We start from the raw sequence: 23,383 nt of genomic DNA on the forward strand, positions 1-23,383 counted from the left end.
CCCGACCAGGCATCCTGTTCGATCAGAACCGTCCTCCGTGATCGAAAGGACAACGGCTCCTTACGGCAGCAGGCCATCCAGCGGCACGGTGGGATCGGGTCCTCGTTTTCGGCGTCACGTAGTGCGAGTCACAGTGCATGACTCGCTCATCAGACCGGGTGATCACCAATCTTGTGACACCGGGTGCGCGCGAGGACGGAACAAGCGTGCGTTGATGTCACACCTTCACCTATGTCGTCGCGCAGCCCTGTGTCGACTGACTCCCGTCCTGACCGGTGGCGGCGTCAGGATGCTGTCAGCAGTGCGCGTCAAGGAGCCAGCGTGATCGTTGTCGGCGTCCCGTGCCACGCCATCCTGGCGTAAGGGCATAACGCGTTCGCCTGCTCCAGCAGCGGAGTCGCTGTCTCCGGATCCACCTCCGGCCAGTTCACCACCAGATCGACGCGCAGCAGATAGCCACCGTCGTTCGGATCCCGGCCGAAGGCGACGGTCGCGTCCACGGAGATGTCGGCAGGATCGAATTCCTCCTGCCGCGCCACCAGGCTCAGGGCCCCGTGAAAGCAGGCCGCGAAGCCCGCGGCGAACAGTTGCTCGGGGTTGGTCGCCCGTCCGTCCCCGCCGAGCTCGCCGGGCATGCGCAGGTCGATGTCCAGGGCGCTGTCGGACGACTGCGCCCTGCCTGAGGCACGCCCGTGGGAGGCGACACCGCCGCTCACGGTCACGGTCGTCGTGTAGATGGGGGAGAAGGCTGTGCCCACGAAGTCCTTCTGCGTGGACAGGTCGGGCAACTGGATCCGCTCGGTCACAGGATGGCTCCGGCGTTGTCGTGGCACGTGCCCTGGCTGGTGCCTGGTGGCCCGTACATGAAGGGGTGCTGTCCTTCGGTCAATGGAAATCCGGATTCCGGACGACTGGTTGACCGACGAGCACCCGCTCCTGTGACACCTGTGGGAGCTCAGCCTTCCAGGGAAGCCACATAGGGCGACAACTTGGCTGGGTTCATGATCCACATGATGCGGTCGATGCCCTCCGTGGAAACATCCAGCGACAGCAGGGCCACGGCGTTGCCCGCGGCGGCGATGAGCACGGCCGGTCGGCCGTTGGCCTCCGTCCACCGCACCTGCGCCTGGGGCCAGAAGCGCGGCGCGAACGCCACGAGGTACTGGGAGACGTGCGTGCGTCCGACGACCGGGATCTTCGAGGCGCCGCGCACCCCGCCGCCGTCGGAGTAGCTGACGACGTCCGTGGCGAGGATCTGTTCGAGCTCCGCCAGGTTCCCGTTGCGCGCGGCATCGAGGAACACCTCCAGCAGACGCCGATGGTCGGCGGGACTGACGCGTTCCTTGCGCTGGGCGCTGAGGTGCTTGCGAGCACGGCTCACCAGCTGGCGTGTGTTGGCCTCCGTGGTCTCCAGGACCTCCGCGATCCTGCGGTAGGGATACTCGAAGGCCTCGCGCAGGACATAAGCGGCCCGTTCCACCGGATTGAGCTTCTCCAGCAGGAGCAGGACGGCCATTTCCAGGGCCTCGGCCCGCTCCGCCCCCACCTGTGGGTCCACGGCGGTGTTGACCGGCTCGGGCAGCCACGGACCCACGTACGACTCGCGCCGTACGCGGGCGGACTGGGCGAAGTTGATCGCCAGACGTGTGGTGATCGTCGTCAGGAACGCGGACGGTTCGAGGACGTCCGCGCGGTCGGTCTTCTGCCAGCGCAGCCAGACGTCCTGGACGATGTCCTCGGCCTCCACGGCGCTGCCGAGCACGCGGTAGACGATGCCGAACAGCTGCGGGCGTACGGCGAGGAAGTCCTTCGCCGCCTGGTCGAGAGAGTCGGCATCGCCCCCGGTGTGCATGGTGGCCCCTTCCGGCTTGATCGCTCCCATGCTACTAACCGGCGGAGCAGGCGATGCGGTCAGCCAGGTCGGCTCGGACCGGACCTGCCCGAGGACCAGCCCCTGCATGGATGGGTCGGTCCGGTCGGGAGGCGGGATGAAGCCGTGAAAGAGGCGCACCACCGGCACGTCGGGGAGGCGGGGGGCAGTTGAAGGTGCGGCGACAGCAAGGGAACGACCGCGCGGGTGATGGCCGGCCACAGGGCGCGGCGTACGGCGTGCTCGAACCCCGCGGTGGCGGCCGCCCCCAGCACTTTGTCTGTCGACATGCCGAAGGACTCCGCACTGGTCGCTTCTTGCACCACCTGGGACAGCACTTAAGTCGTTGTTTGGCACCACCCCCTGGACGCACTCGCGAAACTCCATACGTGTCACAGATTCACATGGTGTCCGGTCAACTCTGCCGAGAGGGCGGGAGATGTGTCCCGCCCCTCCACGTGGCGACTCACGGAAGGTTCACAACAGTGTCGGACACTCACGCAGGGCACATGCACGCAGCCGGCGACCCGGCGGCGTCGGAGAGTTGGATGACCGCGGCGCAGGTGCTGCAGGACGCCGCGCCCCTGACGATCCCCGAGGGCGCTTCGGCGATGACCATCCAGGTCGAGTGGGAGCCGGGCGACCCGGGCACCCCGCCGCACCGCCACTCCGGGCCCGCCTTCGGATATGTGGTCGAGGGCGCGGTCCGCTTCGAGCTGGAGGGTGAACCCGAGCGGGTGGTGGAGGCAGGCGGCACGTTCTGGGAGCCGGGCGGCGAAGTGATCCACTATCAGGACGGCAACGCCCTCGGTGACGCGCGGACCCGGTTCGTGGTGACCATGATGTGCGCACCCGGAAAGCCCATGCTCGAACTCGTCTCCAAGGAGGAGCTCGAACAGCGCGCCCACCTCCGCGTCCCGCGCCCTACCGAGTGAAACCGCCGGTACCGGGCCGCTGCACGGGAGGGCATGTGGCGCGATGAGCTCCACCGACGCCGTGCACGCCCTGCTGACCACGCTGTTCGCGGGCGCGGCCCTCTACGCGGTGTGCCACACGCTCGGCCGGCCGGCCGAGCGTGTGGCCGCGCCGACCACCTCCTGCACGCAGCCATGGCCCTGGCCGTGGCGGTGATGCCGTGGGGCCCGACGCTGCCGCGTACGGCACAGCCCGTCTTCTTCATCGTCGCCGCAGCATCTCGAACACGGCGGCCGGTTCTCCACCGAACCGCGCGCTGTACGCACACGTGGTAGTGGTCAGGAACCCCGAGGTCAGGAGAGCTCGAGCCCTCCGTCGATGGTGAGGATCTGCCCGGTGATGTAGGTGCCCCGGGGGTCGGAGATACGCAGGATCCAGTCCGCGACATCCTTGGGGTCGCCGAGCCGGCCCGTGGGGATGCGCTCGCGTTCGCCGGTTCGGATCTGGCTGACGGTGTCCGCGGGAAGGCCTGCCGCGGACAGGACATCGGTCTCGGTGGGGCCGGGGGCGATGGCGTTGACCCGAACCCCCTCAGGGGCGAGCTCAAGGGCCCAGCTGCGGGTCAGCTGTTCCAGCGCGCTCTTGGCGGCGGCGTAGTGCGCTCCGCCGGCCAGAGGGCGGTGACCGTAGGTGCTGGAGATGTTGACGATGGAGCCGGCGGTGTCCTGCAGATGCGGCAGCGCCGCGTGAGCGAGCAGGCTCGGTGCCGTCACATGGAGTTCGAGCAGGTTGGTGATCGTCGTGCGGTTCGTCTCCGCCAGGGGCATCAGGGCGGCCACGCCGGCGTTGTTCACCAGCAGGTCCAGCCGGCCCCACCGCTTCACGGCGGTGGAGACGATCCTTTCGGCGGCGCCCTCCTCGCACACGTCGGACGACAGGATCTCGATGTTGGCGTGGGCGTGAGCGGTCTCCTCCAGGGCCCCCTGCCGCCGTCCTACGCCGAGGACGTACGCCCCCGACTCCGCGAGGGCGATGGCTGTGGCCCGGCCGATGCCCGATCCCGCGCCCGTGACGATGGCGACGCGGTCCGAGAAGTGCAGTGTTGTGGAGCTGGGCATGATGTTCCTTTGTTCGTTATGCAATGAACATCGACGACGTAACAGGCTTCTGTGCCATCGTGTGACGGCGAATAGTGTGACGTGACGATGCGGCCGGCCGGTACGGGTGGCCTCCTCGGCGGCTCAGCCGAACTGGCCGGGCTGGTAGCCACCGGCCGGCACCTGGTTGATGACGTTGATGCGGTTGTAGGCGTTGATGACGGCGATCAGGGAGATCAGCGCGGCCAGTTGGTCCTCGTCGAAGTGCTTGGCCGCGTTCGCCCAGACCGCGTCGCTGACCCCGCCGGCGGCGTCGGCGGTGCGGGTGCCCTGCTCCGCCAGTTCCAGCGCAGCCCGTTCGGCGTCGGTGAAGACCGTGGCCTCTCGCCAGGCGGCGACCAGATGGAGGCGCTGAGCGGTCTCTCCCGCGTGGGCGGCGTCCTTGGTGTGCATGTCGGTGCAGAAGCCGCATCCATTGATCTGGCTCGCGCGGATCTTCACCAGTTCCTGTGTGCTGTGCGGCAGCGTCGAGTCCGACAGCACCTTGTTCGCCGAATTGATGTGCTTCAGAACCTTGGCCGCGAGCGCATTGCCGAAGTAGTCGAGACGCGCATCCATGGTGTGTTCTCCTCGCCTTAGTGCTGATTCACACTAATGACCGGGCTACCCCCGTGGACTGTGACACCGTATGGTGTGTGTCCTGCGCCACACAGGCCGAGTGTAAGTGTTGCCGCGCCTCCGCACCCCTGTCGCCAAGTCCACTCTGAGCCATCACCTCAAGGTGTTGGGCGAGGTAGTCGAGAGGGCCTGACCGGGCCCGTGCCTCCGCACCCTCATGTGACCTCTACCGACGAAGGACCCCGACTCATGCCTGCGATCCTCATCCACGGTGTCCCCGACACCCACCATGTGTGGGACGGTGTGCGCCGCCAGCTGACCCGGGCCGACGTGGAAGCCTGGAACCTGCCGGGGTTCGGCGCGCCACGGCCGCAGGGCTTCACATCGACCAAGGAGGAGTACGTCGACTGGCTTATCGACCGGCTGGAGCGCGTCGGTGAGCCGGTTGACCTGGTCGGCCACGACTGGGGCTGCATCCTCACGGCGCGCGTCGCCTCCCTGCGGCCCGACCTGGTCCGCACCTGGGCCGGTGGCAACGGACCGGTGAACGCCGGGTACGTATGGCATCCGCTCGCGAAGATCTGGCAGCACCCTGTCGAGGGCGACCGCTTCATGAGCGAACTGGAACCCGACTCGTTCGCCAACGATGTGGCGGCCGGCTTCGACGTCCCTGTCGATCTCGCCAGGGAGATGGTCAGCCGTGTGGACGAGCCCATGAAGGACAGCGTCCTCGGGCTCTACCGCTCCGCTGTGACCATGGGTGAGGAGTGGGAGCCGGAGCTGGCACGGGTGACTGCGCCGTGCCTCGTGTTCTGGGGAATCCGCGATCCCGCCTGCCAGATCGAGTTCGGTGAGAAGCTTGCCGTCTCCCTGCGAGCCCCCGAAGTCGTGAGGCTCGACTGCAACCATTGGCCACTGCTGCAAAAGCCCGCTGCGGTCGCTGCGGCCATCGAGACGCACTGGAAGTCGCAGGCGGGTCCGGTCAGCTGAGGGGCGAGGTCTTCAGCGCGGTCTCTGACGGTCAGGCCCGCTCCCCGAGCGTGGACAATCGGCGGATGTCCACAAGGAGTTCGGGATCTCTTGCCGGGCGGAGTCTCCTCGGTTGCTGTGCGGCTGCTCGTCGGCCATGACGTGGATGAGACCTCGGTCGGGACCGTCGGCTGCTGCCCGGCTGATGTTTGTTCAGCCCACGCATACTGATGCATGATGAGGGCGCCCTGAGCTGAGCAGGGTCTGAACCTTGAACCGCATGGTGGTGGTGGATGGCGAGCAGCGCTCCTCGGCGTGGGCTGCGTGGTCGGCGTGGCGAGTGCGGAGCGCTGGACCAGGTGATTGCCGGGGCCCGGACGGGCCGGGGCCAAGTACTCGTGCTGCGCGGCGATGCCGGAGTCGGCAAGTCGGCATTGATGGAGTACCTGGTGGGGAGCGCGGCAGGATGTCAGATCCTGCGCGCCGTCGGCGTCGAGTCCGAGATGGAGCTGGCCTTCGCCGGGCTGCACCAGCTGTGTGTGCCGCTGATGGGGAAGCTCGACCGCATTCCGAGTCCTCAGCGCGATGCCCTGTCCGTGGCGTTCGGTCTGAGCGCGGGGAGTGCGCCGGATCGTTTCCTGGTCGGTCTGGCGGTGCTCAGCCTGCTGGCCGAGGCAGCGGAGGAGCAGCCGATCGTCTGCGTGGTGGACGATGCCCAGTGGCTCGATCAGGTCTCCGCCCAGACGCTGGCCTTCGTCGCGCGCCGAGTTCTGGCGGAGCGGGTGGCGTTGGTGTTCGCGCTGCGTACGCCGACGCCTGCTGTGGCCGATGGTGTGTTCGAGGGGCTGCGCGAGATGGTGGTCCGGGGGTTGCGCGATGACGACGCGCGGGCGCTGCTGAAATCCGTGGTCCCGGGGCGGTTGGACGAAGGCGTCCGGGACCGGATCGTCGCCGAGACCCGCGGCAACCCGCTGGCTCTGCTGGAACTGACGCGAGGGTTGACCGCGGCAGAGCTCGCCGGCGGGTTCGGGCGGCCGGACGCGCGCCCGCTGGCGAGCCAGATCGAGGAGAGCTACTTGCGGCGCATCGGGGCGTTGCCGGCTGCGGCGCAACGGTTGCTTCTGGCGGCGGCGGCGGAGCCGGTGGGGGATGTGCCGTTGCTGAGGCGGGTGGCCGAACGGCTCGACATCGACGCGGACGCGGCGGGGGCGGTGGAGGCGGCCGGTCTCATCGAGTTCGGTACGAGGGTGCGGTTCCATCATCCGCTGGTGCGCTCGGCGGCCTATCGCGCCGCCGACCCGACAGTGCGCCGGGACGTGCACCGTGCGTTGGCCGAGGCGACCGATCCCGACTTCGACTCGGACCGTCAGGCGTGGCACCGGGCCCATGCGGCGCTCGAACCCGACGAGGCCCTGGCGGGTGAATTGGAGCGGTCGGCCGGCCGGGCCCAGGCCCGCGGCGGGATCGCGGCGGCGGCCGCGTTCCTGAGACGTGCGACCGAGTTGACGCCCGATTCGGCCCGCCGCGGAACGCGGGCCGTGGCCGCCGCGCAGGCAGCGTTCGATGCCGGGTCCCCCGAAGCGGCGCTCGAACTCCTCGCTGCTGCGCAGCTGAGCCCGCTGGACGAGGCGCAGCAGGCTCGACTGACCTGGCTCCGTGCCCAGATCGTATTCGCGCGCAGACGCGGCGGAGAAGCGCTGCCCCTGCTGCTAGACGCGGCCGGCCGACTGACGCGGGTCGACGAGGCACAGGCGCGTGAGGCCTACCTGGATGCCATCGGATCGGCAGTCTTCGCCGGGCGCATTCATGAACGTACAGGCGTGCGGGTGGTCGCCGAGGCCGCCCGCACGGCCCTGCTCGGGTCACAACCTGCGCGGCCGACGGATCTTCTTCTCGACGGTCTGGTGACCTGGTTCGCGGACGGCTGCGTCGAAGGAGCACCGCTGCTGAGGTCCGCGCTGCGGGCGTTCAGGCGAGCCGCGGGACGCGACGCGGGCGACGCCACGCGCTGGCTCTGGCTGACGTGGCTGGTCGCCGGCGACTTGTGGGACGACGAGACGTGGCACGAGCTGACCACGCACGCGGTCCGGTCGGCCCGCGAGACCGGTGCCCTCAACTTCCTTCCCCTGGCGCTCGGTTATCGCGCGGCCCTGTCCGTGCACGCCGGTGACTTCGACCTCGCCTCCACGCTCATCGACGAGGCCGCCACCATCACGGAGGTGACCGGCCACTCGCCGATGGCGTACCCCTCGCTGCTGCTCATGGCATGGCGTGGCGAGGATGCGCGGGCGGCGGAGGTGATGCGGAGCGCCGCTGCGGACGCGACCTCATGGGGCGAGGGACGGGCGATCGGCCTTGGGCACTACTTGCTCGCGGTCCTCTACAACGGCCTTGGCCAGTACCAGGACGCGCTGACCCACGCCGGACAGGCCGTTGAGCATGAGGACATGTCGGTCGTCGGGTTCGCCCTCGCCGAACTCGTCGAGGCGGCCGCTCGCAGCGGCGCCCCAGATGCGGCCGCGGCAGCCCTGTGCCGACTGGAGGAGCGAGCCGGCGCGAGTGGCACGGACTGGGCGCTTGGCGTCCTGGCCCGGTCAAGAGCGCTGCTGTGCGACGGCCCGGCGGCCGACCGGCTGTACCGCGAGGCCATCGAGCACCTCGGACGCAGCCGGATAGCCGTCCACCTCGCCCGCGCCCACCTGGTGTATGGCGAGTGGCTTCGCCGCGAGAACCGGCGCGTCGACGCGCGCGAGCACCTGCGCACGGCTCACGAGATGCTGCAGGGTTTCGGAGCGAGCGCCTTCGCCGAGCGCGCCCGACGCGAACTCCTGGCCACCGGCGAGACAGTGCGGCGCCGCCACGTCGAGGTGGACGACCTGCGCGAGGCCCTCACGGCTCAGGAAGGGCAGGTCGCCCGCCTTGCCGCCGACGGAATGACGAACTCCGAGATCGGCGCCGCATTGTTCATCAGTCCTCGCACGGTCGAATGGCACTTGGGCAAGGTGTTCACCAAGCTCGACGTCAAGTCGCGGAACAAGCTCCGCACCGCGCTGGCCGGCACCTGACGGTCGGGAGACCGACCACCTCCGGGGACACCCGGGGGTGGACCGGGGGTTCCCCGGGCGCCACGTAGAGGGCCGGACGGCAGTGTGTGCACCGCGGCATCGACTGGTGCCGTGCGTGAACGGAGCACCCTTGAGCGCCGGATCGGGTTCACGCGGGGAGCGACTGCCCCCTCAGGCTGTAGGCATCGGGCTGTGGGGACCGAAGGGAAGGGTCGGCCAGCTGATGACTCAGGAGCCGGTTCTGGGGCGAAGCCGTGAATGCGAGATGTTGGACGGACTGCTTGACGCCGTGCGTGTTGGTGAGAGCCGTGTGCTGGTGCTCCGTGGTGAAGCGGGAGTGGGGAAGACCAGGCTGCTCGAGTACGTGGTGGCCAGGGCTCGCGGATTCCGGGTGGCTCGCGTCACGAGTGTGCAGTCGGAGATGGAGCTCCCGTACGCCGGGCTGCATCAGCTCTGCGCACCCATGACGGATCGGCTCGACAGGCTCCCGCCCGGACAGCGCGATGCCGTCATCGGAGCTCTGGGGCTGGGTTCGACGCATGCTCCCAACGGCTTCTTGGTCTCCCTCGGTGCCCTGGGCCTGCTGTCCGAGGTCGCTCGGGACCAGCCCTTGTTGTGTGTCGTGGACGACGCGCAGTGGATGGACCGCGCGTCGATGCAGACTTTGGCGTTCATCGCGCGGCGCCTGCTCGCCGAGTCGGTGGCCCTCGTTTTCGCGACCCGTGTGCCGGAAGAGGACCCACTCGGTGGCACTGAACCCATCGGCCTCCCGGAGCTGCTGGTCAAGGGCCTGTCCGAGCGTGACGCGCGGACCTTGTTGCGCTCCGTGCTTCCCGGTCTGTGGGATGAGCGAGTGATCAGGCGGATCATCACCGAGTCACGGGGTAATCCGCTCGCGCTGCTGGAACTTCCGAACATGGCAGCGTCGGTCGACCTGGCCGGTGGGTTCGGCCTGCCGAGTGCCCAGCCCCTTGAGGATCGCATTCAGCGGGCCTATGTGCGCAGATTCGGCGGACTGCCGAACCGGGCCCGAAAGTTCCTGCTGGCCGCGGCGGTGGAACCCACTGGTGACCCGGCGTTGCTGTGGCGCGCCGTGGACCGCCTCGGCCTCGACACCGAAGCCGCGCGGGAGGCCGTGGCAGCCGGCCTCGTCAAGGTAGGTGACCGGGTCAGGTTCTTCCACCCGATGGTCCGCTCGGCCGTCTATTGGGCGGCCTCGCCCGAAGAACGGCGCAGTACGCACCGCGCGTTGGCGGACGTGACGGATCCCGCCACCGATCCCGACCGCCGCGCATGGCACGCCGCACACGGCGCGACCGGCCCTGACGAATCCGTCGCAGCCGAGCTCGAACGCTCGGCAGGGCGGGCGGAGGCACGAGGCGGGGTCGCCGCGACGGCCGCGCTCCTGGCCCGCGCGGTGGAGTTGACTCCTGACCCCGTCCGCCGCCAGGACCGGGCGCTGGCCGCCGCACGTGCGACTCACGAATCAGGCAACCCCGATCTCGCCCTGCGGCTGCTGGCCCTCGCCGAAGACGGCTCCCACGACGAACGCCGCCGCGGCGAAGTGGATCTGGCCCGCGCCCGGATCGCCTTCACGTCGGACCGGGGCAGTGAAGCTCCCGGTCTCCTGCTCAAAGCCGGCGGCCGACTGGCCGCGTACGACGTCGCGCTGGCCCGGGACACCTACCTGGAGGTGATCAACGCGGCGATCTTCGCAGGACCACAGGCGTACGACGACGGTCAGTACGAAGCGGCCAGGGCGGCCCGAGCGAACCCCGCACCGCAACCGCCTCGTCCCACAGACCTTCTGCTCGACGGCCTTGCGGTACGGATCATCGACGGCCACGCTGCCGCAGTGCCCGCCCTGCGGCGCGCACTGCGTGCCTTCGCCGAGCCGGACCTCTCCCCGGAGGAGGGACTGCGCTGGCTGTGGCTGATCTGCGTGACCGCCGTGGGGCTGTGGGACCACGACACGATGTCCTTGCTGGGCGCCCGTCACCTCAAGCTTGCACGGGATGCCGGGCAGGCGACAGCGCTGCCATTCGCGTTGACGATGCGGTGCGTGGTGCACGTCCTCGACGGTGAACTCGCCGAGGCCGCCTCGCTGGCGGAAGAGGTGCAGACCGTCGCCGAGGCCGTCGGCACGGCCGCCCCGATCTACGGCGCGCTCTTCGTCGCCGCTTGGCGAGGCCAGGAGACAGAGTGCATCGAGCTGAGCGAACGGGCCGACGAGGGACTGGAGCTCCGCGGCGAAGGCGTGGGACCAGTGGTCAGCCGGTGGGCGCGGGCTCTGCTCTACAACGGCCTCGGGCGGTTCAAGGAAGCGGCGCAGGCGGCCGACCTGGCCACACGTGAGTACAGCCAACTGGAGATGGGCATCCCGGTGTGGGCGCTCGCCGAGTACATCGAAGCCACCGCCCGGACCGGATTCCCCGGACAAGGGGCCGACGCGCTGGACCGCCTCACCGAGCTGACCCAAGTGAGTGGTACCGACTGGGCGTTGGGCATCGAAGCCCGTTCCCGTGCCCTTCTCGGCGAGGGAGCGCGGGCCGAACGCCACTATCAGCAGGCACTCGACGCGCTCAGCCGTACCCGCCTGCGCGGGGAGTCGGCCCGTGCCCACCTCGTCTACGGTGAATGGCTGAGCAGGAGCGGACGTACCCAGGACGCCAGGGGTCAACTGCGCATCGCTCACGATCTGTTCGACATCATGGACATGCAGGGCTTCGCGCAGCGCGCCGCGCTCGGCCTGACGGCCCTCGGGGAAAAGGTCACTAAGAACTCCGGCGGCACAAGGAGTGACCTGACCCCAAAAGAACTGCAGATCGTCAGGCTGGCACGTGAAGGGCTCACCAACCCCGAGATCGGCGCGCGGCTCTTCCTCAGTCCGCGCACCGTCGAGTGGCACCTACGGAAGATCTTCAGCAAGCTCGGCGTCACGTCCCGCAAGCACCTGTGAACAGGCCGGGCCGAGAAGCCGGTTGGTCCGGAACGCGGCACCGGCAACCTTTGCCATCCGGAAATCGGCAGTCAATGGACAGAACAATCGACGAGGCGGTTCCCATGGCAAGCGGAAGGCCCGGGGCGCACCTGCGCGGGCGCCAGGCCGAATGCGAGACGCTGGACCAGTTCGTGGCGACGGTACAGGCAGGTCACAGCTCGGTCCTGGTCGTGCGCGGCGAGGTGGGTATCGGGAAGACCGCGCTGCTCGACCACGTACGCGTCGGCGCGGACGGCTGCCGGATCGCCAGGGCGGCCGGCATCGAGTCGGAGATGGAGCTGGCTTTCGGAGGCCTGCACCAGCTGTGCGCCCCGTTCCTGGACCGGCTCGGCAGCCTCCCGGCTCCGCAACGCGACGCGCTGGGCACGGCGTTCGGTCTTACCGCGGGGACACCGCCGGACCGCTTCCTCGTCGGCCTTGCCGTGCTCAGCCTGCTCGCCGACGCCGCCGAGCAGGCACCGCTGATCTGCCTGGTCGATGACGCCCAGTGGCTGGACAAGGTCTCCGCGCAGACCCTGGCTTTCGTCGCACGGCGTCTGCTGGCCGAGAGGATCGGACTGGTTCTCGCCGTGCGCGAGCCCTCACTCGAATCCGAGTTCGCAGGGCTGCCACAGCTCGAGGTGGGGCGGTTGAGCGACAGTGATGCCCGCGCCCTGCTGAACTCCGTGATCCCGGGCCGGCTCGACGAACGAGTCCGCAATCGCATCGTCGCCGAAACACAGGGCAACCCACTGGCTCTGCTCGAGCTGCCGCGCGGGCTGACCCCCGCGGAGTTGGCGGGCGGCTTCGGACGCCCCGATGCGCGGCCACTGGCCAGCCAGATCGAGCAGAGCTTCCTGCGCCGGGTCCGAGCCCTGTCGCACGAGACGCAGCAACTCCTGCTCATCGCTGCGGCCGAGCCGGTAGGGGACGTGACCTTGCTGGCCAAAGCGGCCGCCCTGCTGGGAGTCGAGGAGTCCGCCGCATCGTCGGCCGAAGCGGCCGGACTGATCACCATCGGGACCCGGGTGCGGTTCCGGCACCCCGTGGTGCGCTCGGCGGCCTATCGCATCGCGACCGCCGAGGCTCGGCAGCAGGTGCACCGGGCCCTGGCCGACGCGACCGACCCGGACGTGGACCCCGACCGTCGGGCCTGGCATCTCGCCAACGCCGCCGCCAGGCCTGACGAGACGGTGGCCGCGGAGCTGGAACGCTCTGCCGGTCGCGCGCAGGCCCGAGGCGGGGTCGCGGCGGCGGCCGCGTTCTTGGAGCGCGCGGCCGAGCTCACCCCCGACCCGGCCGTACGCGGTGCCAGGGCACTGGCGGCAGCCCGCGCCAAATACCAGGCCGGCGGGTACGACACCGCGAGCGAGCTGCTGGACGCCGCGTCCCTCAGCCCCATCGATGAACACCAACTCGCCCAGGTGGAACTGCTGCGTGGTCAGATCGTGTTCGCCTCCAAGAGCGCCAGCAGTGCCCTGCCGATGCTCGTGAGGGCGGCCAAGCGGCTGGAGCCGCTCGACGCGGGACTGGCCCAGCAGACCTATCGCGACGCGCTGAACGCCGCGCTCATCATCGATCGACTGCCGAGCGGCGTGCAGCTGCAGGACATCGCCCGGGCTGCGCTCGCCGCACCGCCCGGGCCGCCGCCGCAACGCAACGACCTGCTCCTGCGGGGCCTCGCAGTGATGACGGTTGACGGATTCCGGGCGGGGGCGCCCATGGTGCTGCGGTCACTGGAAGCCCTGTGCACCGAACAGGTCTCCAGGGAGGACGGTCTCGGCTGGTTCCCGCTCGCTGCCCGCATGGCTTTCAACGTCTGGGACTTCGACAGCAACACGGTGTTCTCTACGCGACTGGTCGAGCTGGCCCGCGAGACGGGGGCGCTGTCGGTGCTCCCGTCGGCCCTCCTGCAGCTGGTGTCGAACCGCGTACTGGCCGGGGAACTCGACTACGCGGACACACTGATCGCGGAGGCGCAGGCGATCGGCGAGGCCACCGGAAGCCGCTACCTCGCCCACTATGTGTCCATGGTGACCGAGCCGTGGAAAGGCCGGGAAGCCGAGATGCTCAAGGCGATCGACGCCATGACCCGGGACGCGGATATCCACCAGGGAGGACCGGGCAACATGCTCAGTTCGAGCGAGTGGGCGAAGGCGGTGCTCTACAACGGACTCGGCCGCTACGAGGAAGCCTGTGCCGCGGCCGAGCGGGGGGCGCAGAACCTCCAGCAGCTGGGCCTCGCGATCAGGTCGATGGTCGAACTCGTCGAGGCCGCCGCTCGCAGCGGCAGGCCCGCCCGTGCCGCCGAAGCAGCACGCCAACTCGCCGACATGGCACAGGCCAGCGGTACCGACTGGGCCCTTGGCACCTCGGCCATGGTCGGTGCCCAGGTGAACGAGGGACCGGCCGCCGAGGCCCTCTACCGGGAGGCGATCGAACGCCTGGGCCGTACCGACGTTCAGATCACGTACGCCCGCTCGCACCTGCTCTACGGTGAATGGCTGCGCCGGGAGAACCGCCGCGTCGACGCCCGGGAGCAACTGGGCATCGCCTACGAGGCCCTGAGCCGGATCGGCGTCGAGGGATTCGCGGAGCGTGCCTGGCGCGAACTGCGTGCCACCGGCGCGACAGCGCCCAAGCGGACGGCCGAGTCGCGTACCGCGCTCACCGCTCAGGAGGCGCAGATCGCGCGACTGGCCGGTGGCGGGATGACGAATCCCGAGATCGGGGCCCAGTTGTTCATCAGCCCGCACACGGTGGAATGGCATCTGCGCAAGGTGTACGCGAAGCTCGGCGTCGCGTCCCGCAAGCAGCTCAGCGGCGCCTTTCGTGAAGGGACAGCCGTCACGGCTTGAGGCCTGATGCGAGCACCTACGGGATGCCCCCTGGTGCCCCGGGCGGGGCACCAGGGGGCAGACCATGCACTTCCCGGGGCGTCACGGCGGGGGTTCCGGCGGGAGCGTGTTCACAGAGGCATCGACGGATGCCGTGTGTGAATCGGAGCCGTGGTGACCGTGTCCCTGAACGTGTCGGAATCCCGTACAGATCCCCAGCCGTCTTCCGTGGAAAGCACTCTGGATGAGGCCGTGTCCGTCTTCGAGGGGCTGCGGCCACGCCTCTTCGGCATCGCGTACCGGATGCTTGGGAGCGTGGTGGAGGCCGAGGACGTGGTCCAGGATGTGTGGCTGCGCTGGCAGAGCACCGACCGCTCGGTAGTGGTCAGCCCCGTGGCCTTCCTGTCGCGCGCCACCACCCGGCTGGCCATCAACGTGGCCCAATCCGCCCGCTCCCGCCGACAGACCTACATCGGCCCCTGGCTGCCCGAACCCATCGACACCAGCAGCGACCCCGAGGCCGACGTGCAGCAGGCGGAAGAGCTGGAGCTCGCACTGCTCCTGGTCATGGAGAAGCTGACGCCCACGGAGCGAGCCGTGTACATCCTGCGCGAGGCCTTCGAATACACCTACGCTGACATCGGCGACATGCTGCACCTCAGCATCGTCAACGTCCGCAAGATCGCGAGTCGGGCCCGCAGGCATCTCGCGGACGAGCAGCGCAAGACCGCGGACGCGGTGGAGCACCGGCAACTGCTGGAAGTCTTCGTCACGGCCGCCAGGACCGGAGACGTCGCCTCCTTGGAATCGCTCCTGGCCCCGGAGCCGACGGGGACCACTTGGCGGCCGGACGTTGACGTGATGCGCCTTGCGGGTAACGGAGGGTAATCATCGTGTCAGGTTGCCTGGAGCGCATCGGTGCCTCCAGGCAACCGACTTCCGGCTCTAGAAGAACCCAAGTTTTTTGGGGCTGTATGAAGTCAGAATGTTTTTCGTCTGCTGGTAGTGCTCCAGCATCATCTTGTGCGTCTCGCGACCGATGCCAGACTGCTTGTAACCGCCGAACGCCGCGTGTGCCGGATACGCGTGGTAGCAGTTCGTCCACACACGGCCCGCCTGGATAGCACGGCCCGCCCGGTACGCGGTGTTGAGGTCCCGCGTCCAGACCCCGGCCCCCAGCCCGTACAGCGTGTCGTTCGCGATCTTGATGGCGTCATCGAAGTCGTTGAACGACGCGACCGAGACGACCGGGCCGAAGATCTCCTCCTGGAAGATCCGCATGCGGTTGTCGCCCTCGAAGATGGTCGGCTGGACGTAGTAGCCGCCCGCCAACTCCCCGTCGTACTCGATGCGCTGCCCACCTGTCAGGACCTTGGCGCCCTCCTGCTGACCGATGTCCAGGTAGGAAAGGATCTTCTCCAACTGGTCGTTGGAGGCCTGCGCGCCGATCATGGTGTCGGTGTCGAGCGGATGCCCCGCCTTGATCTGCTCGGTGCGGGCGATCGCCGCTTCGAGGAAATCGCTGTAGTGGCCGCGCTGCACCAGCGCCCGTGAGGGGCAGGTGCAGACCTCACCCTGATTGAGCGCGAACATCGTGAAGCCTTCGAGCGCCTTGTCGCGGAAGTCGTCGTTGGCGGCCCACACGTCGTCGAAGAAGATGTTCGGCGACTTGCCGCCCAACTCCAACGTCACCGGCTTGATGTTCTCCGAGGCGTACTGCATGATCAGCCGGCCCGTGGTGGTCTCCCCGGTGAACGCGACCTTCGCGACGCGCGGACTCGACGCCAACGGCTTGCCGGCCTCGACACCGAAACCATTGACGATGTTGACCACGCCGGGCGGCAGCAGGTCGGCGACCAGGCTCATCCAGTAGTGGATGGAGGCAGGCGTCTGCTCGGCGGGCTTCAGAACGACCGCGTTTCCGGCGGCCAGCGCCGGTGCCAGCTTCCATGTCGCCATGAGGATCGGGAAGTTCCACGGGATGATCTGCGCGACGACGCCGAGCGGCTCATGGAAGTGGTACGCGATGGTGTCCTCGTCGAGTTCGCTCAGCGACCCCTCCTGCGCGCGGATGACTCCGGCGAAGTAGCGGAAGTGGTCGATGGCGAGAGGAATGTCCGCCGCCAGCGTCTCGCGGATCGGCTTGCCGTTCTCCCAGCTCTCGGCCACCGCGAGCTGTTCGAGGTTGGCCTCCATCCGGTCGGCGATCTTCCGCAGGACGTCCGCCCGCTCGGCGACGGACGCCCGGCCCCAGGCGGGCGCGGCCGCGTGCGCCGCGTCGAGGGCACGCTCGACGTCCTCGGCGGTGCCCCGGGCGATCTCGGTGAAGGTCTGCCCGTTGACCGGGCTCGGGTTCTCGAAATACTGCCCACGCGCGGGAGCCACGTACTCGCCGCCGATGAAGTGGTCGTAGCGCGACTGGAAATCGACGATCGCGCCCTCGGTGCCAGGCGCTGCGTAACGGGTCATTTTGGCTGGCCTCCCGGGGAAGGCTGCCCACCGTCGGGCAGCTCTCACCCGGAGGCTAGGACCACGGACGTTGCATGTACGTTGCGGAAGCCTCCCGCAGCATGGTCGCGGAAGCCTCCCGCAGCACGGTCGCGGAAGCCTCCCGCAGCACGGTCGTGGGAGTTCCCCCCCGGGCACGGTCGCGGGAGTTCCCCCCGGGGTCGGTTGCCGGAGCCTGCCTCAGTACCGTTGCTCGGAGCCTTGCCCGGCCACGGCCAGCTCGCTGTCGAGTGCGCTCAGGCGCGCCAGAACGGGAGGCGTGGGGCGCAGCTCGGCCAGCGCCCGCCACACCACCAGGTCGTCCTCGCCCCAGGGGGCATGCGCCCAGTCCGCCAGCAGGTCGGCGTCGCCGCGATCGACCAGCGCCGCCCGCAACTGATCGGCGAGCCTATGGCGCAGTCGCGCCAGCGCGGGCGCCTGAGACTGCGGCAACAGCGGACCGGCGTACGCGGCGGCTGCCCCCGCCACCGCACCGGCCGTCAGCCGACGCTCGACCATGTCGACATCGCACTCGACAGGCGCCGCCAAGCGGTACGGACGCGACCGCAGCAACTCCGCCCCGAGCACACGCCTGAGCCGAGCCAACTCCGCCCGCAACGTCACCTGCGGCACCGACTCGTCCTCGTACAGCGCATACAGCAATTCGTCCCCGCTCAGCCCCTCCGGGTGACGGGCGAGCAACACGACGATCTCGCTGTGCCTACGACTGAGCCGCACCTTGCGTCCGCCCACCACAAGCAGCGCTTCGTCCCTGCCCAGCGCCGATATCTCCACTGTCTCCCCGCCCCCTGCCGGCGGCGCGAGCAACGCGAGCTGGGACTCCGCGGCCCTCGCCACCGCCTGGACGAAGGCGAGGCTGTGCGGGTGCGCGAGCCCATCCCCGCCCGTGATGTCGACCGCCCCGATGAGCCTCCCGGTACGCGGATCGTGCACCGGCGCCGCCGCACACGTCCACGGTTGTACGCCCCGCATGAAGTGCTCGGTGGCGAAGACCTGAACGGGCCGGTCCACGGCGACCGCCGTCCCCGGGGCGTTGGTCCCCACGGAGGACTCCGCCCACCGTGCACCCGGTACGAAGTTCATCAGCCCCGCGCGCTGTCGCGCCGTCGCGTGACCCTCGACCCACAACAGCCTGCCCTGCGCGTCACACACGGCGAGAAGGTGCTCCCCGTCTGTCGCGAAGGTGCCCATCAACTCCCGGAACAGGGGCATCACCCGCGCCAGTGGATGCTCCGCCCGGTACGCCCGCAGGTCGCCGTCGGCCAGCTCCACCGAAGCCCCGACGCCCTCCGGGCTGACGCGGGCCCTGGCCGATCTCCGCCATGAGTCGGCGACGACCGGACGCACCGGGCGCGACACCGTCCCGGCGGCGGTGAACCTCTCGTGCGCCCGGCGCAGTACCCGCACCCGCTCGGTGGGATCTGCTCCCGGCTCAAGAGCCACCCATGGATCGGTCAACTCGGCCTCCCGGTACGGCGGTGCGGTGGTGTCATCGTCGCGCCAGGAACGGTGACCGACAAGCGTGCCGCGACGGGCGAAAACCCCTGCCTTGGGCCGCTGCGGTTGTAGCCGTGTCTCAGGCGAAGTTGACGAGGCGTATGTAGCGCGACCAGTCCCAGTACGGGCCGGGGTCCGTATGGTCCGAGCCGGGGACCTGGTGGTGCCCGATGATGTGTTCACGGTCCATGGGGATGCCGTACTTCGAGCAGATCGCCGCTGTCAGCGCTGCGGACTGCTCGTACATCGCGTTGGTGAAGTACTGCGGCTTGTCGACCCACCCTTCGTGCTCGATGCCGATGCTGCGCGTGTTGTAGGTCCAATTCCCCGCGTGCCACCCGACGTTGCGGTCACGGACACACTGGGCGATGTGGCCGTCCCTGGAACGCACCACGTAGTGGGACGAGACCTTCCTCGCCGGGTTCTGGAAGATGGCGAGCGTGTCCGCGTAGGTCTCCTGGGTGACGTGGATGATCACGTAGTCGATGGGATAGGTGCTGGGACGGTTGGCGGCCGTGTAGTTGGAAGTGCTGGCCGGGATCCACTCGGCCAAGGGGTAGTCGACCGCCTGGGCCTGGGCGGCGGTCGCGCGGTTCGCGGTCACGAGCCCCGCCGGAACGGCGGCGGCGACCGCGCCTTGGAGCAGTCGGCGCCGACTCGGGAAACGTCTCGTTCCATCCATGGCTGACCTGCCTCTCGGTGGAGGGGAATGGCTGGACTGGCGCGCTGCATTGGGGAGGGCCGCAGCCCGATGACGCCTCGTGTGAATTACGTTACGGCGCCGCCTGGTTGGGGCGGAAGGGCGCGGCTCGGATCTGTGTACGGCGGCGTGATTGTGGAAATCTCGGTCACTCGAACGGGGGAGAGGAGGGGTTGAAAAGGCCTCACTTCGGCCCGCCCGGCGCGCCGGCCCTGCGGTATTCCGCCGGGCAACGCGGCACGCGGCTCGCGTGAACTCGCCGGTCTCGGCGTGGCGTCGCCCGCACCCGCCTACCCCGCCGCGCCGACTCCCACCGGATCATCCAGGACGGCCCGCACCACCGAGTGCGCCGCGCCCAGCAAGGGCCCGTCCGGCCCGAGCCCCGATACGGTGACCCCGCAGGCCCGGCCCCCAGTCCGGCCCGTCAACTCCCGCTCCAGCGACGGCAGCAGCCAGGGCGCCAGGCGGGACAGCGCCCCGCCGAGCACCACGGCCTCGGGATCCAGGAGATTGACGGCCCCGGTGAGCGCGATGCCCATGGCAGTGCCCGCGCCGCGCAGGGCCCGGCGTACCGCCTTGTCGCCCGCGGCAGCCCGCTCGGCAAGGAGTCCGAGCCGGTCCTCGCCGGGCTCCAGCCCCGCCGCTCGGAGGACCGCCACCTCTCCCGCGTACTGCTCGAGACAGCCACGGCCCCCGCAGGGACAGGGCGGCCCTTCGGCACGCACCGGTATGTGCCCCAGCTCTCCCGCGAAGCCCCGTGTCCCGCGCAGCAGTCGGCCGTCGACGACGAGCGCGGCGCCGATGCCGATCTCCGCCGAGACGTGGAGGAAGTCCTCCGGTATGCCGTCGCCGAGCCACAGCTCGGCGAGCGCGCCGAAGTTGGCCTCGTTGTCCACCGTCAGCGGCAGCCCGGAGAGGAGCAGCGGTTCGAGGTCGAGGTCGTGCCAGCCGAGGTTGGGCGCACGCACGAGCGTGCGGGTGCCCCTGGCTACGAGGCCCGGCACGGCCACCGCGAGACCTGCCGGGGTCATGCCCGCCCCACGGGCGTCATCGCAGACCCGCCGCACCAGGGCGGCGAGTTCCCGAAGCACCGGCTCGGGCGACCGCCCACGGTTGCCGACCCGGCGGACGGCACGCGCACGGGTCTCTCCTCGCAGGTCGACCGCGCAGACGGCGAGATGGTCGACGCCGATCTCGGCGCCGATGCCCACCGGGCCGCGCGCGCTGACCGCGAGGGCGGACCCGGGGCGCCCCACCCGTCCGGGGCGCTCCGGGCCGAGCTCGTCCAGAAGCCCGGAGCGGATCAATTCGTCCACGAGGGTGGAGACGGCGGCTCGTGTCAGCCCGATCCTGGAGGCCACCGCCGCACGGGACAGCGGGCCGTGCGCGGCGACGGCGTGCATCACCCGGGAGAGGTTGCGGCGGCGCATCCCGTGCTGGGTGTCGGGCAGCCGCGCACCCGATGTTCCCGGGCGCCTGTCGTGCAGCGGTGCGGTCATGCCTCGGTCAGCCCTCACTCCCCATGGGGCGCCCTGTCCATGAGCGGCGCCGCGTCGGAGAGTACCCCGGAGATCCGCGACAGCGTCGCCTCGTCCCTCTCCACCGGGTCGAGCACCGGCCCCTGGGCCGTGCCCCAGCGCCGTGCGATGGCGCTCGGGTCCTCGCCGGTCAGGATGCCCGCCGCCTGCGCGGCGGCACCGAGCGCGACCAGTTCCTGGGCCTGGGGCACCTGGACGGCGCGGCCGGAGAGACGACGTACGGTGTGCTGCCAGGCCGCGCCACGCGCTCCGCCCCCGATCAGCAGCAGCGGGGACGACCTGTCGGCGTCGGTGTCCAGGACGAGGTCGAGAGCGCCGAGCAGAGAGTGCACGGCCCCGTCGTACGCGGCCTGCAACAACTGTCCGGGCGTCGTGTCGTGCCGCAGGCCGTGCAGCATCCCGGTGGCGTGGGGGAGGTCCGGCGTCCGCTCGCCGTCCAGGTACGGCAGGAGCGTGACCGTGCCGCCCGGGGCCACTTCCTCACGGTCCAGGCGCAGGAGCGTCGCCACCCGGTCGACGGCCAGCGTGCAGTTGAGGGTGCACGCCAGCGGCAGCCATGCGCCTCGTGCGTCGGCGAAGCCCGCCACCGTGCCGGTCGGATCCGCGGGGCGGCGCTCCGAGACCGCGTACACCGTGCCCGAGGTGCCCAGGCTCAGCACCGGAGTGCCGGGGCGCAGCCCGAGCCCCATGGCGGCCGCCGCGTTGTCGCCGGTGCCCGGGGCGACCAGCGTGCCTTTGGAAAAGGGCAGTTCAGCGCCGCCTCGCACGGTGCCGACGACTTCGCCGGGGCGTGCCACGCGGGGCAGCAGCGCCGGGTCGAGGCCGACCATGCCGAGGATCTCCTCGTCGTACGTCTCCGATGCCGACGCCCACCATCCGGTCCCCGAGACGTCACCACGATCGGTCGTGCCGAGCCCCGTGAGGCGTTCCGTGAGGTAGTCGTGGGGCAGACGAACTGCGGCAGTCGCGCGCGCGGCGTCGGGCTCGTGCTCGGCGAGCCAGGCCCACTTCGTCACGGTGAAGGAGGGCCCCGGCACACTGCCGACCCGATCGGCCCACTCCTTGGGGCCTCCGAGCCTCTCCAGGAGGCTCCGGGCCTGCGGGGCGGAACGCACGTCGTTCCACAGGAGCGCCGGCCGCACCGGCTTGCCGTCCTTGCCCAGCGTGACCAGCCCGTGCTGCTGACCGCCCACTGACACCGCGGAGGCCTCCCGCGCGAGAGGACCGCACTGCCGCAGCGCCGCGCAGAGCGCTTCCCACCACTCCTGGGGGTCGCTCTCGCGTCCCTCGCCCGTGGTGACCCGATGCGGCGCCTGGCCGCTTGCCACGACCTGCCCGGTAGCCGCGTCGACGACCAAGGCCTTGGTGGACTGCGTGGAAGTGTCCACGCCGACGACAAGGGGTCCCTGGGCTGATGGCGCTGATGACATATGGGTCTCCGTTCCTGCGGCTCTCCCCGGGTGTGCCCCGGAGTTTCCTCCCCGACCTTCCCAGCGGCGCCCTCGGATACTAATTTGTAAAGCGCCATGACGAAATAGGTGAGGGAGTCGCACATGAACTACCAGCCCACCCCTGAGGACAAGTTCAGCTTCGGCCTGTGGACCGTAGGCTGGCAGGGCCGCGACCCGTTCGGCGACGCCACCCGAGGCGCACTCGACCCCGCAGACTCGGTACGTCACCTCGCCGAACTGGGTGCCTACGGAGTGACCTTCCACGACGACGACCTGATCCCCTTCGGGGCGTCCGACACGGAGCGCGAAGGCCACATCAAGCGGTTCCGGCAGGCGCTGGACGCGACAGGCCTGGTCGTACCGATGGCGACCACGAACCTCTTCACGCACCCCGTCTTCAAGGACGGCGCGTTCACCGCCAACGACCGCGACGTACGTCGCTACGCGCTGCGCAAGACGATCCGCAACATCGACCTGGCGGTGGAGTTGGGCGCGCGCACCTACGTGGCGTGGGGTGGCAGGGAGGGAGCGGAATCCGGTGCCGCGAAGGATGTGCGCGATGCGCTCGATCGGATGAAGGAGGCCTTTGACCTCCTAGCCGAGTACGTCACCTCCCAGGGCTACGACCTGCGGTTCGCGATCGAGCCGAAGCCGAACGAGCCGCGAGGCGACATCCTGCTGCCGACCGTTGGCCACGCCCTGGCCTTCATCGAGCGCCTGGAGAAGCCCGAGCTGTTCGGCGTCAATCCCGAAGTGGGCCACGAACAGATGGCGGGGCTGAACTTCCCGCATTCCATCGCGCAGGCGCTGTGGGCGGACAAGCTCTTCCACATCGACCTCAACGGCCAGACCGGCATCAAGTACGACCAGGACCTGCGGTTCGGCGCCGGTGACCTGCGCAGCGCCTTCTGGCTGGTCGACCTCCTGGAGAGGGGCGGTTACGAGGGCCCGCGGCACTTCGACTTCAAGCCGCCCCGCACGGAGGACTACGAGGGGGTGTGGGCATCGGCCGCCGGCTGCATGCGCAATTACCTGATCCTGCGGGAGCGGGCGGCCGCTTTCCGCGCCGACCCCGAGGTGCGCGAAGCGCTGAGCGCCTCGCGCCTCGACGAACTGGCGCTCCCCACGGCCGAGGACGGTCTCAACGGACTCCTCGCTGACCGGAGCGCCTACGACGCCTTCGACGTGGAGGCGGCCGCCGCGCGCGGCATGGCCTTCGAGCGCCTCGACCAGCTCGCCATGGACCATCTCCTGGGCGCGCGCGGCTGAGCGTTCTGCGGCCGGAACGGGCCGCCTCCCGGAGGCCGGGGGGCGGCCGCCGTCCACGCGGCCAGGAGG

The 23,383-nt window shown here is 69.8% G+C and carries 17 protein-coding genes; 8 read left to right on the forward strand and 9 right to left on the reverse strand.

Annotation, left to right across the window (positions count from 1 at the left end; translation table 11 throughout):
* Positions 1–308 precede the first annotated feature (308 nt).
* Entirely contained in the window at positions 309–806 is a 498-nt protein-coding gene (locus ACF062_RS18210) for an Ohr family peroxiredoxin (RefSeq protein ID WP_392139245.1), read from the reverse strand.
* Between the two features lie 149 nt (positions 807–955).
* Positions 956–1,852, reverse strand: coding sequence for an RNA polymerase sigma-70 factor (locus tag ACF062_RS18215; protein WP_392139247.1), 897 nt, complete (start codon positions 1,850–1,852; stop codon positions 956–958).
* Positions 1,853–2,379: 527 nt separating this feature from the next.
* Between ACF062_RS18215 and ACF062_RS18220 the strand changes: the two genes are divergently transcribed.
* Entirely contained in the window at positions 2,380–2,805 is a 426-nt protein-coding gene (locus ACF062_RS18220; protein WP_392139248.1) for a cupin domain-containing protein, read from the forward strand.
* A 43-nt stretch (positions 2,806–2,848) separates the two neighbouring features.
* Positions 2,849–3,001, forward strand: coding sequence for a hypothetical protein (locus tag ACF062_RS18225; protein WP_392139250.1), 153 nt, complete (start codon positions 2,849–2,851; stop codon positions 2,999–3,001).
* Positions 3,002–3,138: 137 nt separating this feature from the next.
* On the opposite strand, the gene ACF062_RS18230 is transcribed toward ACF062_RS18225, so the two are convergent.
* Entirely contained in the window at positions 3,139–3,903 is a 765-nt protein-coding gene (locus ACF062_RS18230; protein ID WP_392139252.1) for an SDR family NAD(P)-dependent oxidoreductase, read from the reverse strand.
* Positions 3,904–4,026: 123 nt separating this feature from the next.
* Positions 4,027–4,500, reverse strand: a complete 474-nt coding sequence (locus tag ACF062_RS18235) for a carboxymuconolactone decarboxylase family protein (RefSeq protein WP_392139254.1) — start codon at positions 4,498–4,500, stop codon at positions 4,027–4,029.
* Between the two features lie 249 nt (positions 4,501–4,749).
* On the opposite strand from ACF062_RS18235, the gene ACF062_RS18240 reads away from it, so the two are divergent.
* The 5 genes from ACF062_RS18240 to ACF062_RS18260 all read left to right on the forward strand — a co-directional run bounded on the left by ACF062_RS18240 (position 4,750) and on the right by ACF062_RS18260 (position 15,239).
* Positions 4,750–5,490 (forward strand): alpha/beta fold hydrolase, encoded by a 741-nt coding sequence (locus ACF062_RS18240; RefSeq protein WP_392139255.1) that lies wholly within the window; start codon positions 4,750–4,752, stop codon positions 5,488–5,490.
* Between the two features lie 272 nt (positions 5,491–5,762).
* Complete coding sequence (locus ACF062_RS18245; protein WP_392139257.1) at positions 5,763–8,534, forward strand: AAA family ATPase; 2,772 nt, start codon at positions 5,763–5,765, stop codon at positions 8,532–8,534.
* A 37-nt stretch (positions 8,535–8,571) separates the two neighbouring features.
* Complete coding sequence (locus tag ACF062_RS18250) at positions 8,572–11,493, forward strand: AAA family ATPase (RefSeq protein WP_392139259.1); 2,922 nt, start codon at positions 8,572–8,574, stop codon at positions 11,491–11,493.
* A 104-nt stretch (positions 11,494–11,597) separates the two neighbouring features.
* Positions 11,598–14,372 (forward strand): AAA family ATPase, encoded by a 2,775-nt coding sequence (locus tag ACF062_RS18255; protein WP_392139261.1) that lies wholly within the window; start codon positions 11,598–11,600, stop codon positions 14,370–14,372.
* Positions 14,373–14,579: 207 nt separating this feature from the next.
* Positions 14,580–15,239 carry a sigma-70 family RNA polymerase sigma factor gene (locus ACF062_RS18260; RefSeq protein ID WP_392139263.1) on the forward strand — a complete coding sequence of 220 codons (660 nt, stop codon included), beginning with the start codon at positions 14,580–14,582 and terminating at the stop codon, positions 15,237–15,239.
* A 57-nt stretch (positions 15,240–15,296) separates the two neighbouring features.
* On the opposite strand, the gene ACF062_RS18265 is transcribed toward ACF062_RS18260, so the two are convergent.
* The 5 genes from ACF062_RS18265 to xylB all read right to left on the reverse strand — a co-directional run bounded on the left by ACF062_RS18265 (position 15,297) and on the right by xylB (position 22,024).
* Positions 15,297–16,820: an aldehyde dehydrogenase family protein gene (locus ACF062_RS18265; RefSeq protein ID WP_392139265.1), complete on the reverse strand. Its 1,524-nt coding sequence runs from the start codon at positions 16,818–16,820 to the stop codon at positions 15,297–15,299.
* Between the two features lie 219 nt (positions 16,821–17,039).
* On the reverse strand, positions 17,040–18,317 hold the full coding sequence (locus tag ACF062_RS18270) for a GAF domain-containing protein (protein ID WP_392139267.1): 1,278 nt from the start codon (positions 18,315–18,317) through the stop codon (positions 17,040–17,042).
* Between the two features lie 118 nt (positions 18,318–18,435).
* Positions 18,436–19,038, reverse strand: coding sequence for an N-acetylmuramoyl-L-alanine amidase (locus tag ACF062_RS18275; protein WP_392139269.1), 603 nt, complete (start codon positions 19,036–19,038; stop codon positions 18,436–18,438).
* A 308-nt stretch (positions 19,039–19,346) separates the two neighbouring features.
* Positions 19,347–20,555, reverse strand: a complete 1,209-nt coding sequence (locus tag ACF062_RS18280; protein ID WP_392139271.1) for an ROK family protein — start codon at positions 20,553–20,555, stop codon at positions 19,347–19,349.
* A 14-nt stretch (positions 20,556–20,569) separates the two neighbouring features.
* Positions 20,570–22,024 (reverse strand): xylulokinase, encoded by a 1,455-nt coding sequence (gene xylB, locus ACF062_RS18285; RefSeq protein ID WP_392139273.1) that lies wholly within the window; start codon positions 22,022–22,024, stop codon positions 20,570–20,572.
* A 123-nt stretch (positions 22,025–22,147) separates the two neighbouring features.
* Here xylB and xylA point away from each other — a divergent pair, with 123 nt between their 5' ends.
* Positions 22,148–23,314, forward strand: coding sequence for a xylose isomerase (gene xylA / locus ACF062_RS18290; protein ID WP_392139274.1), 1,167 nt, complete (start codon positions 22,148–22,150; stop codon positions 23,312–23,314).
* The last annotated feature ends 69 nt before the right edge of the window (positions 23,315–23,383 follow it).

It is taken from the genome of Streptomyces sp. NPDC015345 (assembly GCF_043078805.1).
Classification (GTDB): Bacteria; Actinomycetota; Actinomycetes; order Streptomycetales; family Streptomycetaceae; genus Streptomyces.